This window comes from Pseudomonas sp. Irchel 3H3 (assembly GCF_900187635.1).
Lineage (GTDB): Bacteria > Pseudomonadota > Gammaproteobacteria > Pseudomonadales > Pseudomonadaceae > Aquipseudomonas.
In genome coordinates this window covers 1-13669 of sequence record NZ_FYEC01000041.1, presented here as the reverse complement: position 1 = coordinate 13669, position 13669 = coordinate 1, and the positions used below count along the sequence as shown (strand labels likewise).

Annotated in this window: 9 protein-coding genes and 1 pseudogene; 1 reads left to right on the top strand and 9 read right to left on the bottom strand. The window is 59.2% G+C overall.

Annotated elements, in window-relative coordinates; all coding sequences use genetic code 11:
• Positions 1-2: 2 nt before the first annotated feature.
• Complete coding sequence (locus CKW24_RS25990; protein ID WP_095171547.1) at positions 3-1223, bottom strand: aspartate aminotransferase family protein; 1221 nt, start codon at positions 1221-1223, stop codon at positions 3-5.
• A gap of 306 nt (positions 1224-1529) precedes the next feature.
• Here CKW24_RS25990 and CKW24_RS25985 point away from each other — a divergent pair, with 306 nt between their 5' ends.
• Complete coding sequence (locus tag CKW24_RS25985; protein WP_095171545.1) at positions 1530-6560, top strand: dermonecrotic toxin domain-containing protein; 5031 nt, start codon at positions 1530-1532, stop codon at positions 6558-6560.
• 57 nt (positions 6561-6617) lie between these two features.
• Here the strand turns inward: CKW24_RS25985 and argR are convergent, their stop codons facing one another.
• The 8 genes and pseudogenes from argR to CKW24_RS25950 all read right to left on the bottom strand — a co-directional run.
• Entirely contained in the window at positions 6618-7598 is a 981-nt protein-coding gene (gene argR, locus CKW24_RS25980) for a transcriptional regulator ArgR (RefSeq protein WP_095171543.1), read from the bottom strand.
• A gap of 98 nt (positions 7599-7696) precedes the next feature.
• A pseudogene (locus CKW24_RS28525) lies at positions 7697-7810 on the bottom strand (outer membrane lipoprotein carrier protein LolA); the annotation flags it as partial.
• A gap of 6 nt (positions 7811-7816) precedes the next feature.
• Entirely contained in the window at positions 7817-8581 is a 765-nt protein-coding gene (locus CKW24_RS25975) for an ABC transporter ATP-binding protein (RefSeq protein ID WP_095171542.1), read from the bottom strand.
• 23 nt (positions 8582-8604) lie between these two features.
• The gene (locus tag CKW24_RS25970; RefSeq protein ID WP_095171540.1) at positions 8605-9717 is read right to left on the bottom strand and encodes a succinylglutamate desuccinylase/aspartoacylase family protein; all 1113 of its coding nucleotides are present in this window, start codon (positions 9715-9717) and stop codon (positions 8605-8607) included.
• 1 nt (position 9718) lies between these two features.
• A complete protein-coding gene (locus CKW24_RS25965) occupies positions 9719-10417 on the bottom strand; it encodes an ABC transporter permease (RefSeq protein ID WP_095171538.1) in 699 nt (232 codons plus the stop codon).
• Positions 10414-11103 carry an ABC transporter permease gene (locus CKW24_RS25960; RefSeq protein WP_095171536.1) on the bottom strand — a complete coding sequence of 230 codons (690 nt, stop codon included), beginning with the start codon at positions 11101-11103 and terminating at the stop codon, positions 10414-10416. The genes CKW24_RS25965 and CKW24_RS25960 overlap by 4 nt, the downstream gene beginning before the upstream one ends.
• A gap of 91 nt (positions 11104-11194) precedes the next feature.
• The gene (locus CKW24_RS25955; RefSeq protein ID WP_095171535.1) at positions 11195-11968 is read right to left on the bottom strand and encodes an ABC transporter substrate-binding protein; all 774 of its coding nucleotides are present in this window, start codon (positions 11966-11968) and stop codon (positions 11195-11197) included.
• A gap of 793 nt (positions 11969-12761) precedes the next feature.
• The coding region (locus CKW24_RS25950) for an AMP-binding protein (protein WP_143501215.1) at positions 12762-13669 on the bottom strand (908 nt) is incomplete at its 5' end.

Genomic DNA, 13669 nt, shown 5'->3' with positions numbered 1-13669 from the left:
TATCAGGCTTGTGTCAGTTTCGCGGCAGCGCGTTCGAAGCGGTCCAGACCGGCATCGATATCCGCGTCTTCAACCACCAGGCTCGGCGCAAAACGAATCACGTCCGGGCCGGCTTGCAGGATCATCAGGCCTTCTTTTTCAGCGGCGTTGAAGATGTCCTTGGCCTTGCCTTTCCAGGCATCGCTCAGCACGCAACCGATCAGCAGACCCAAACCACGAACCTGAGTGAACAGACCGTACTTCTCGCCGATCTGCTCCAGGCGCGCCTTGAACTTGTCGTGCTTGGCATTCACCCCATTGAGCACTTCAGGGGTGTTGATCACGTCGATCACCGCTTCGGCCACTGCACACGCCAGCGGGTTGCCACCGTAAGTGGTGCCGTGGGTGCCGACGACCAGGTGCTTGGCCAGGTCTTCGGTGGTCAGCATGGCGGCGATCGGGAAACCACCGCCCAGGCTCTTGGCGCTGGTCAGGATGTCCGGCGTCACACCGTAGTGCTGGTAGGCGAACAGCTTGCCGCTGCGGCCCATACCGGTTTGCACTTCGTCGAACACCAGCAGGGCGTTGTGCGCGTTGCACAGTTCACGGGCCCCTTGCAGGTACGCCAGCTCGGCCGGCAATACCCCGCCCTCGCCCTGGATCGGCTCCAGCACGACGGCGCAGGTCTTGTCGGAAATCGCGGCTTTCAGCGCGGCCAGGTCGTTGTACGGCACGTGGCTGATGCCGGTGATCTTCGGACCAAAACCGTCGGAGTACTTGGACTGGCCACCAACGTTGACGGTGAACAGCGTACGGCCGTGGAAGCTGTTGAGCGCGGCGATGATTTCGTACTTCTCAGGACCGAAACGATCATGGGCGACCCGACGGGCCAGCTTGAAGGCGGCCTCGTTGGCTTCAGCGCCGGAGTTGCAGAAGAACACGCGCTCGGCAAAGGTCGCGTCGATCAGCTTATGGGCCAGGCGCAGGGCCGGCTCATTGGTGAACACGTTGGACACGTGCCACAGCTTGTTCGCTTGCTCGGTCAAGGCACCGACCAGTGCCGGGTGGGCGTGACCCAATACGTTGACGGCAATCCCGCCGGCGAAGTCGATCAGCTCGCGACCGGACTGGTCCCAAACGCGGGAACCTTCACCACGCACTGGGATGAAAGCGGCAGGCGCATAGTTGGGAACCATAACCTGGTCAAAATCGGCGCGTTGTACCGCAGCGTGCTCAACGGACATCGGAGTCTCCTGATGAGAAACACCCGCCTGGAACTGGCGAGCTTGGTGAGGATTGTAAGGACAGTTTCCGGCTTGGCCTTGCCGCCAAGCGACAACTTCTTATAGCGCAAAACCCGCTTTTGACCGGGTTTACGGCAATGCGACAAATAGCGTCGCAAAGGCGCAGTTTAAACTGCCTGCGCAGGTTAGAGGCAGGATTACCGGGATTTGATTTCGAGCCGTGTGTCCGCCCGTAATTATGTAGCGCACCCTGGCCGTTGCCCTCTGATCTGCTTGGCACTCTTTAGACAGCCAAGGATGAACACGATGTCATTACCTGAAGGACACCCCCCCGCAACCACACTCAACACCCACCACTCAGAACACCCCGACAGCCACTATCTGCCCCTCAGAAACGCCGTTCCCGACTGGCTCGCCAAGGCATCACCCGCCAGGCGCCAGGCCCTCAAACGCACACGACCACAGTTGCCCGACCGCTTGAGCACGACACCGGCCGACCAGCATACCGAGCTCAACACTCTCAACGCCGCTCACTGGAGCGCACAAAATGCTGTGGACCAGGCGCTGGAACGCCTGCAAGACGTCAACAGTTTCGCCGAACCCTTACTCAGGAATGCGCTGAAAACCCGCTTCAACCTGGAGGTGGACGTCAAGAAAACCTTCTTGCGTCTGTATATCCCCGCGACAATCCCCTGGCTCCCGATTAAGTCTGGAGCCGCCCGGACCTGGACGGTTTCGTTGCTGGACGCGGCGCTGCACAACTTTGAAAGCAAAGAAACCGAAGCCGACACCTACGAACCTGACTCAACTTTCATCACTGAACCCTCGGCCATCGGGCAATTCACCATCCTGCCCGCACTCAAGGCAACGATCGGTATCCCGGCATTTACCCGACTGTGTCGGGAACTGGATATTGGCGCCCAATACAAAACTTACCTCGAAGACAACCTGGGCGTCTCCAACCCGGTTGTCACCACCCTCCTCCAGCCCAAAGTCATCCAGAGCCAGAAAGCCGCACTAAAGGCGGCGCTGAAATTTGCACAGATGAACGGCAATATTCAGGCAGATTATTTTCTGTTGATTCAGGGGCTGCTCGAGGGCTTGCAAGGCATGAGGCTGGACGGTGAGACGTTACTTTGTCACGACCTCAGCATCATGTCCTCCGAACTCACCGGCATCGTGCTGTTTGCCCCCAACCTTGAGCAGAGCCGCAGGCCGGTGCGAGTGGTGGCCTATGTCCCGGATGATCCCAATCACCCGATCAGGGAGTACCCGTCGACCGCTGATTTCATGTGTACGCTGACTGAACAACTGCGCGATGCCAACTATCAGACATTCTTCAGCCGGTTCGTTGCCCACGAATATCGAGGCTATTTCTTTAGCAATCTCGCCAATCGGCTCACGCAAGTCACCTGGCATCAACACCAACAAGGCGACCCGCAAGCCTCATGGCGCGAATCCGCCATCGACAACCCCGACCTTCAGTTCTCCGCCACCCCCATCAGGCGCACGCTGTGGCAGCACCTCTACCAGGAAAAACTGAACAAAATCCTCAATGATGCACGGGTCATCGCCGTATCGACCGCAACAGCTGATCAGAACGCCCGCTGGGCGCTGTGGGACTCTTTCGTCAACATCGCGACATCGATCCTCGAGATCGCGGTGCTCGTGATAACCCCCTTCGTACCTTTTGCCGGGGAATTGATGATGGCCTACATGGCCTATCAGTTACTGGACGAGACATTCGAAAGTATCGTTGACTTGGCCCAAGGCCTGAAAAGTGAAGCCTTTGAGCATTTCATGGGCGCGGTCGAGTCGGTCATCCAAATGGGCACCTTTGCCGCCGGTGGCATGGTCGCGGCGAGCGAATTCCGCACTCTGCTGCCCAAGGAAATTGTCGCCTTCATCGATCAATTCAAAACGGTCTCGGCACACGGTGGCAAAACCCGGTACTGGCAACCGGACCTCAGCGCCTACGAGCAGAAAGTCGAGTTGCCAGCAGGCTTCAAGCCCGACGCCCAGGGCATCTATCGGCATCAAGGCAAACGCATTGTGCAGATCGAGGACAAATACTACGCCGTGCAGACAGCGAGCAGCGCGGACAGCCATTACCTGCAACACCCCAACCGACCTGACGCCTATCAGTCGCCGCTGAAACACAATGGCTCAGGCGCATGGAAAACCGAGCTTGACCAACCGCTGCATTGGGACAAGACAAAGTTGGCGCGCCGTCTCGGCTACAAGGTTGATGCCTTCACCGATCTTGAACTTGACCAGGCCCTGCACATCAGCAACACCCATGAAGACGTTCTGCGCAAGATGCATGTCCATAGCGAGTCTGAACCGCCCCTGCTGACAGACACCCTTGAACGTATGCGAATTGAAAAAGATATTCAGAACCTGATCGATCAGCTCAACAGCGACGACCCTCTGGAATATCGCAAAGCCGATCCGCAAGCCCAGTTGCAATTGCTGACGAGCTACGGTCTTTGGCCAGAAACCAAAGCGCTACGCTTTCTCAATACAGAGGGAGAGTCGGTCTGGGAATTCTCCGCGAAGGAACACCTGCCAGTCGTACAGATACACGAGGCCCAACTGCGTAATGGCGATTTGCTTAAAACCATACTGGAGACCCTTGACCAGAGTGAGATCAAGACCGTATTCGGTGAAAGCTTCGGCGATCCGACAATCAACATCGATGTTCGCGTCAGAAACCTGAGCAAAAAACTCGGGCAAATCGCCGAAGACAAACGCGCCTCGCTTTTCGAGTCACGCTACAGCGGACAGGAGGCCACACAGCCGCCTCATGTCCAGACAATCATCAAGGCGGCGCCGGAGCTTCCCCTGAGCGTTGCCCGGGGACTACTGAGCCGGGCCAGCGGCGATGAGCTTAAAGAAATCGATCGCGGGTATCTGCCAAAGCGTCTGGTGGACCTTGCACACCAGGCCAATGAAGAGGTGCGAGTGACGCGCGCGTATGAAGGGCTTTATCTGGATTCGCCAGACTCGGCAGACACCAAAACGCTGGCGCTGCGCTCGCTCGAACGATTACCCGGCTGGTCTACCGAGGTGCGGATCGACGTTCATGACCAAACCTTTGACGGCCCACAGGTCGACAGCATAGGTGACGTCCAGGCCCCAATCCGCAAAGTACTGGTGCTGACCAGCGATGGCCGCTACCAGGCCTACGACACCGAAGGCCTGGAACTGTCTGGTGCCATCGACCTTTACTCCGCCACATTGCAAGCCTTGCCGGACGCCCAGCGAAACAGCCTGAGCATTCATATTGGCCAAAACACCAAACTGAAGCAGGCAATCCGAGACAATCCCCTGGAGCGAGCCGAATTTCGAACAGTCCTTTCACTCCCGCCCGCACCCGAACCGATCATTGAAACCCTGCGCTTGCTAGGGGCCGAAGGGTACAGCCGCAGTTCCGGCGGGCAGCCACGCACACTTGAAGATCGAGCACGGGAGCTTTATCCCAACCTTTCCCCGGAAGCTATCCAGACCCTGCTTCAACGACTGCAAAGCCACCCCAATGGCCCGCGCGCGGAACTCTCACGCCTGCGCAACGAGTATTACCAACTACAGGATGACCTGCATATATGGGCCAATAACCCGCCCGCCGTGCACCCGATAACCAACGTTGCACTCAGTGAACAGGAATTACTGATAGAAACACAAAACCGCCGATTGCTCAGGGAGCAAATACTCCGCTGCTGGCGCCGGGAGACTGCGCTCTTTGATGACGCATTGGGAGCCGAGGGCGGGCATGTCTTCGAGTTTTCCCAGCCGATCATCGGCGATCTCCCCATCCTGAGCGCCGACTTCAGCCATGTTTCCTCCATTTCGCTCCAGAACAGCGCGAGCGCACACTCCATTGGCCCTTTCCTGGAACGCTTCCCGGGTCTGCGCCAGCTGGAACTGCGCAACTTTACCCTGCTGGAACTACCGCAGCCGATCAATGCGCTGCCGGAACTCGAGGAACTGGTACTGAGCGATTGCGGCCTTGTACTCACCGCCGAAAGCCAGGCAACACTGTCATCGCTGAGCAAGCTTTCCGTTCTGGACCTGTACAACAATCCATTGGGGCTCACACCCAATCTGGCCACCATGCCTGAGCTGACCTACATCGACCTTTCCAACACCGGAATTTCCAGCATTCCAGACGGGCTGGTGAATCACCCTCACATTCGAACAGCCATTTTCAATAACAACCAGATCACCGAATTACCCGCTGCCCTCTTCGACCTTCCCGGCAACATCAGTGAGGGATTTGATTTTGGCAACAACCCACTGTCCCCGCTCACCCGTGAACGTGTAAAGATTCACTACAGCCGGACCGAGAAAGACTTTGGGGTCTATGCCGAACAGGCCGATATCGATCGAGCCAAAGCCCTGTATCCCAGCCTGGACAATGAAGAAGCCAGTGATTTCATCTATCGCTTACCCGGAACACTGACAGACGGTCGAGCCGACCTGACACGCCGCGAAGTTGAGCTCACCAGACTCCGTAACGACCTGAGTCTATGGACGGCCAATGTGCCCGACAACCACGCCGTTACTGGCGCCCCCATGACGGCCGACGAGCTGTTTGCCGAGCACGTCAAAAGAGATGAATTCAAGCAAAAGCTGGAACAGTGCTGGCGCCAGATACCAATCGAGAGCGTAGCCGTCAGCGAATATGGTTTCACCTCACACCTGACAATCATGGGCGACTTGCCGGTGCTAACAGCGGACTTCGGACATGTACCAGAAATATACCTGACGAGCGCAGGAGGCATTGCCCCGCGAATCAGCCGATTCCTGGAAGCTTTTCCGAACCTGGACAGCCTGACCGTGCGCGGATACCAGCTGGATAATATCCCCGATAGCGTCTTCAGAATGAGCAGGCTGACGGCACTGATCCTGCCTGAGTGCAGGATCACCCTGACCCAGGAAACCGTCGATGCATTGGCGAGCATGAATCGTCTTGACCACTTGAATCTGCGGGACAATCCGCTAGGCCTTAGCCCCGACCTCAGCCAGATGACGGATATCTCCTCATTGGACCTTAGCCATACAGGCATCACCGAGATCCCTAGAGGAGTGTTGAGCATCAACTCCTGGACGGATGTCGACCTGAGCTACAACGCCATTACCGAGATGCCCGTCGAGCTCATGGAGGTCGATCCCGATGTCGGTGAAAGCTTTGACTTCAGTGGCAATCCATTCACCGAACAAAGCATGCAACGCATCGCCGCTTACTACCACGCAACCGAAAATGACCTGGGGTTCGAGCAAACCGACCTACCCGCCCCCATTGATCCGGCGCCTGATACAGATATTGAAACCTGAGTACTCGCTATTGAGTCAGGCCATGGGGAGCTCTCGCTCCCTGTGGCCAACCGCGATCTAGCCGCGCTCCGAAGGCACCGACGACAACTCGAACGGGCTGCTGCTGCGCCGCTGGTTACGGTCTTCACGCGGCGTGGCGCCGAAGAAGTTGCGATAAGCGCTGGAGAAGTGCGGGCCCGAGGAGAAGCCACAGGACAGACCGATCTGGATGATCGACTTGCTGGTCTGCATCAACATCTGCCGCGCCTTGTTCAGGCGCAGCTCGAGGTAATACTGGCTCGGCACGCGGTTGAGGTACTGCTTGAAAATCCGCTCCAACTGCCGACGGGACACGCACACATGCTGGGCGATTTCGTCGGTGGTCAGCGGCTCTTCGATGTTGGCTTCCATCAGCAACACGGCTTGCGTGAGTTTTGGATGGCTGGAGCCGAGGCGATTCTGCAAGGGAATGCGCTGACGCTCACCTCCTTCACGAATCCGCTCGACCACCAACTCTTCCGACACTGCTCCGGCCAGCTCGGCCCCATGGTCTCGCGCCAAAACTGCCAGCAACAGGTCAAGCACCGACATCCCGCCGCACGCCGTCAGGCGATCGCGATCCCAATCGAACAGATGACTGGTGGCAATCACCTTGGGGAAGCGCTCGGCAAAATCGTCCTGCCAACGCCAGTGCACCGCGGCGCGGTAACCGTCGAGCAGACCCAGTTGCGCCAGGGGATAGACACCAGCCGACAGACCGCCAATCACACAACCGGCGCGCACCAACTGCTTGAGCGCACTGCTCAGGGCCGGTGCCAGCGCGGAGGGAGGCTCGTCGGCGAGCAGGAACAGCTTCTGGAAGTTTTCCAGCTTGCCGCTCCAGGCCTCACCCGGCAATTGCCAGGCCCCCTCGCTCGGGGGTTCGGCCTGCAGGAACACCAGCTCGTAAACCACTTCCGGATGCACGCGCTGAGCAACACGCAAGGCCTCCTCGGCCAGCGCCAGCGTCAAGGCTTTAGTGCTGGGCCAAATCAGGAAACCAATTTTGTGGGCGGTCATGGAATGCTATCCGAAGCCAGTAACAGTAATGAAGACAAAGGCCAATGCTAGCCCGTAAACCAACACAAATCTCAAAAAACGATGAAGACCCGCTCCTCTGTAGGAGCGAGCTTGCTCGCGAAAAACCTGAGAACGCCACGGAGCATCAGGCTTCCCGCGTTATCGTTGACGATCTTCGCGAGCAAGCTCGCTCCTACAGGGCGAGACAGCAGCCTTGACTATTTCAAGCTGCCGGAGAGGAATTGCTGCAGGCGTTCGGACTGTGGATTGACCAGCACTTCGCGCGGGTTACCACTTTCCTCGACCACACCTTTGTGCAGGAACACCAACTGGTTCGAGACTTCCCGGGCAAAACCCATTTCGTGGGTCACCACCACCATGGTCCGGCCTTCCTGGGCCAGGGCCTGCATGACCTTGAGCACGTCGCCAACCAGCTCCGGGTCGAGCGCCGAAGTCGGTTCATCGAACAGCATCACCTCAGGCTCCATCGCCAGCGCCCGGGCAATCGCCACGCGCTGTTGCTCGCCACCGGACATATGGCCCGGGTAGGCGTCCTTGCGATGGGACACGCCGACCTTGGCCAGGTACATCTCGGCCTTTTCCCGCGCTTGGGCCTTGGACATGCCCAGCACGTGCACGGGCGCTTCCATGATGTTTTCCAGCGCGGTCATGTGCGACCACAGGTTGAAATGCTGGAACACCATCGACAGGCGCGAACGCATGCGTTGCAGTTGCTTGGGGTCGGCCGCCTTCATCGCGCCGTCCTTGCCGGCCACCAGCTTCAACTCTTCGTTGTTGAGCAGGATCTTGCCCGCGTGCGGCTGCTCCAGCAGGTTGATGCAGCGCAGGAAGGTACTTTTGCCGGAGCCACTGGAGCCGATGATGCTGATCACATCGCCTGCCGCTGCCTTCAGGGACACGCCCTTGAGCACTTCGTGACTGCCATAGCGTTTATGCAGGTCTTGGACTTCAAGTTTGTACATGCTGTCGGTTCTCACAAAAACAGTCAGTCGTTGAGCAAGCGCCCGTGACGCAGCGCTTCGCGCCCCGCCACCTTGGCCAGCCAGAAACCGGGTTGGGCATACCGCAGCCGTTCAACGGCAAACAGCACGCCGGCCGTACCAGCACACACGGTGCTGACCCGATCAGCCAAAGGATCAATCACTTCAAAAATCTGCTCACCGGCCTCGACCCACTCGCCCGGCTCACGCAAGAAACTCACCACACCCGGATGCGGCGCAAACAGCAGCTCGGTGCCTTCGAACGGCAGCCCTTCGCAGGCTTCGTGCAATGGGGCCGGCCATTGGCCCTTGATCAGGCCCTGCTCGGCAAGGAACGCCAGGATGCCCTCGGCGTGAGCTTCGGCCTGGGCACGCCCAGTGTCTGCCTGACCGCCCAGCTCGATGGTGGTCGCCAGGCATGCCAGGGGAATCTGTGCCTGGGGAAACTGCCGGGCCAAACGCAGCCACGGCAACGAGCAGGCTTCATCAAAGGAGCTGCCGCCGGAGTCTTCCGCCAGCAACCCGACCCGCACATTCAAGTGCGCGGCCAGCGAACGCCACTGCGGCCAGTGCTGCGGCAAGGCATACATGTGCAGCGCGGCTTCGGCGTCGCAATGCAGGTCCAGCACCACGTCGGCGGTGCAGGCATGGCTCAGCAAGATCCGCTGCATGCCCTGCAGTTGACTGCTGGGCGCGGGCAATGCGGCCAGCGCATCACTCATGGCCTGGCGGATCAACTGGACATTGGCGTGCGGATCATCCCCCAGACGACCTTCGAGCTGGGCGGCCACTGGCGCACTCAGCTCGACGAAATCGCGGTTGAAATTCTTGCCGCTGCCCGCCTCGAAACGACCTTGGTGGTTGCCCTGGAGCAACTGCCCAAGGCCCAGCGGGTTGGCCACCGGTACCAGCTCGATCACCCCGTTGAGGGCGCCTTGGGCTTCGAGTTCGGCCAAGCGCTTTTTCAGCTCCCAGGCCGTGCGCATCCCCGGCAACTCGTCGGCGTGCAGGCTGGCCTGGATATAGGCCTTGCGCTCGCCAGCGCCGAAGCGGAACACCGAAACATGGCGCTCGCTGCCCAAGTGGCTCCACGGCAACTGATGGTCGATACGTTCCATATCAGTGCTTCCGCGGGGCCATGTAGCCCAGCCAGCGGCGCTCGGCCATCTTGAACAGGCGCACCAGGATGAACGTCAGGCACAGGTAGAACACGCCGGCGGTGATGTAGGCTTCGAACGGCAGGTAGTACTGGGCGTTGACGGTACGCGCGGCACCGGTGATGTCGATCAGGGTGACGATGGACGCCAGACTGGTGGTCTGCAGCATCATGATCACTTCGTTGCTGTACTGCGGCAGCGCCCGGCGCAAGGCCGATGGCAGCAGGATGCGCTTGTACATCTTGAAGCGCGACATGCCCATGGCCTTGGCCGCCTCGATCTCGCCATTGGGCGTGGCCCGCAGGCTGCCGGCGATGATTTCGGCGGTGTAGGCGCTGGTGTTGACGGCAAAGGCCAGGCACGCGCAGAAGGTCGCGCTCGACAGCCATGGCCAGAGGAAACTCTCGCGCACGGCTTCGAACTGGGCCAGGCCGTAGTAGATCAGGAACAGCTGCACCAGCATCGGCGTGCCGCGGATCACGTAGGTGTAGAGCCAGGCGGTCATGTTGATGACCGGCTGCTTGGACACCCGCATCAAGCCCAGGGGCAAGGCGCACAGCAGGCCGAAGAACAGCGACAGCCCGAGCAGTTTCAAAGTGGTCAGCAGACCGCCGAGGTACAGCGGCAGTGCCTCCCAGATGACGTTGTAGTCGAAGATCATAGATCAGCCGCCCTTACGCCTACCGAGTAGCGCTTCTCAAGGTGACGCAATGCCAGCAACGAGACACTGGTGATCACCAGGTACATTGCCGCCACCGCGAGGAAGAAGGTGAAAGGCTCGCGGGTGGCATCTGCCGCCTGCTTGGCCTTGAACATCATGTCTTGCAGACCCACCACCGAAATCAGCGCAGTGGCCTTGGTCAATACCAGCCAGTTGTTGGTGAAGCCGGGAATCGCCAGGCGAATCATCTGTGGTACCAGGACTCGGAAGAACACCTGGAAGCTGCTCATGCCGTAGGCCATGCCCGCTTCGGCCTGCCCCTTGGGGATCGCCATGAAGGCACCGCGAAAGGTTTCCGACAGGTACGCGCCGAAGATGAAGCCCAGGGTGCCGATACCGGCGACCAGCGGATTCAGGTCGATGTAGTCGTCATAACCAAGCAACGGCGCTACGCGGTTGAGCAGGTCCTGACCGCCGTAGAAAATCAGCAGGATCAGTACCAGGTCGGGAATACCGCGGATTACCGTGGAGTACAGATCGCCCAGCCAGGCCAGCCAGCGTACCGGCGACAGGCGCAACGCGACCCCGATCAGACCCAGAACAATGGCCAAGGCCATGGACGACAAGGCGAGCTGAAGCGTCAGCCATGCGCCATCGAGGATGACAGCCCCGTAGCCTTTCAACATGATTCAGGTCCTCGAAAATTGGGATGAAAAAATGGCGCAAACCTCAGAGATCCTGTTGCTTGCGCCATTTCGGACTTGTCGCTGCGACGATTTACTTGCCGTAAATGTCGAAGTCGAAGTACTTGTCCTGGATTTGCTTGTACTTGCCATTCTCGCGAATGCCAGTGATCGCGGTGTTGATCTTGTCTTTCAACGCATCACCCTTGCGTACTGCGATACCCACGCCGTCGCCGAAGTATTTGACGTCGGTGAAGGCCGGGCCAACAAACGCGAAGCCTTTGCCAGCGTCGGTTTTCAGGAAGCCGTCATTCAACAGGGTAGCGTCTGCCACGGTGCCGTCGAGGCGACCGGCAGCCACGTCCAAGTAGATCTCGTTCTGCGAACCGTATGGCTTGATTTCCGCACCCAGCGGGGCCAGGACTTCACGAGCGAAACGCTCGTGAATCGAACCGCGCTGCACACCAATGTTCTTGCCCTTGAGCTCGGTCAGGTTGTCGCCAACCTGAGTGCCGGCCTTCATCACCAGGCGTGCCGGGGTGTTGTAGTACTTGTTGGTGAAGTCCACGGACTTCTTGCGATCTTCGGTGATCGACATGGACGACAGGATGGCGTCGATCTTGCGCACCTTGAGTGCCGGGATCAGGCCGTCGAACTCTTGCTCGACCCAAACGCACTTGACCTTCATCTCTTCGCACAAGGCGTTGCCGATGTCGTAGTCGAAACCAACGATGCTGCCGTCCGGCGATTTGGACGCGAACGGAGGGTAAGCCGCCTCGATACCAATTTTCAGAGGCTTTTCATCGGCGAACGTTGGCAGGGACAGCACGGACAGTGCCAGGGCGCCAAGAAGCACGAGTTTCTTCATCTTAGGACTCCATCGGTAAAGGGCGAAAACGGCAGAGTGAGCATCAGCCCAATATGCGAATGGGTTAAACGTAAAAAACGTTGCTGCGTCCTGGTCGGCGCGCGTTGTTTTCAACGCGGACAACGACGAGCGAGTGATCGGCATTCTAACGACAGGCCCGAAGTCGATATTTCTTCAATGCGACAACAAATTACAGAAGCACCGAGAAACAGGTTCGAGCACATTGACAGCCCTTGAAGTTTATGCAAGAGCAAAAGACATTGAACCGATCTATGCTGCAAATTGCGGGCCTATTATTGGCAAACCCTTCTAATCCGGCAAGCGCAGCGTAATGTCATATTTTTCATACCCGCTTCAAAGGCCCTAAAACGGGGCCTTTCGTTTCCCATCGCCCCGAAATTCAGCCAGCGGTTACACATTTCAGCGCCGGGGTAACGCCCGGAAACGCCCCACAGGCTGGTCGATATTTATTCGCCCGGTGTTTGCACAGGCGTTTATCGGTCGAGCGCTCCGCGCTCACAACACAAAGGTGTAACCGCCCGGCTCTCCCACAGGGAATGCAACACCAGAGAAAGCCAGGCAGGCCGGCCGCCAGGTCGCCGCGCTCTTGATCTTGATCGACCTGCACCGTCGGCAAATTGAGCGAAGGGCGGCGAGGACTGCGTCCTCGAACGCAGCCTCGCGGGCTCGACAGCTACGGGGGATTGGGCATTTCCCAGCAAACGGCGAGCACTACGAAAAAGCCCCGCTCGGCGCAATGCCGACGGGGCTTTTGGTGACTCGAGAACCGCGCTTACGCGACGTTCATGGTCTTGTGAGTATCGATCAAATGCTGCACCACACCCGGGTCGGCCAGGGTCGAGATGTCACCCAAGCCATCGTACTCAGCCGTGGCAATCTTGCGCAGGATGCGGCGCATGATTTTCCCCGAACGGGTTTTCGGCAGCCCTGGCGCCCACTGGATGACATCCGGCGAGGCGATCGGACCGATCTCCTTGCGCACCCAATTCTTCAGTTCCAGGCGCAACGCTTCGTTCGGCTCTTCGCCACCGTTGAGGGTGACGTAGACATAGATCCCCTGGCCCTTGATGTCGTGCGGCACACCGACTACGGCGGCCTCGGCGACTTTCGGGTGGGCGACCATCGCGCTCTCGATCTCGGCGGTGCCCATGCGGTGGCCGGAGACGTTGAGCACGTCATCCACCCGGCCGGTGATCCACCAGTAGCCGTCTTCATCGCGACGAGCACCGTCGCCGGTGAAGTACATGCCGCGGAAGGTCTTGAAGTAGGTGTCGACAAAACGGTCATGGTCGCCGTACAGGGTACGGGCCTGGCCTGGCCACGAGTCGAGGATCACCAGGTTGCCTTCGGCCGCACCCTCGATGATGTTGCCCAGGTTATCCACTAGCGCCGGCACCACGCCGAAGAACGGACGCGCCGCAGAGCCCGGCTTGAGGGCGTGAGCGCCCGGCAGCGGGCTCATCAGGGTGGCGCCGGTTTCGGTCTGCCACCAGGTGTCGACGATCGGGCAACGCGATTGTCCGACGTTCTTGTAGTACCAGTCCCAGGCTTCCGGGTTGATCGGCTCGCCCACCGAACCCAACAGGCGCAGGCTGCTGCCATCGGTGCCTTCGCAGGCGGCAGTGCCGGAGGCCATCATCGCGCGGATCGCGGTCGGCGCGGTGTAGAGGATATTGACCT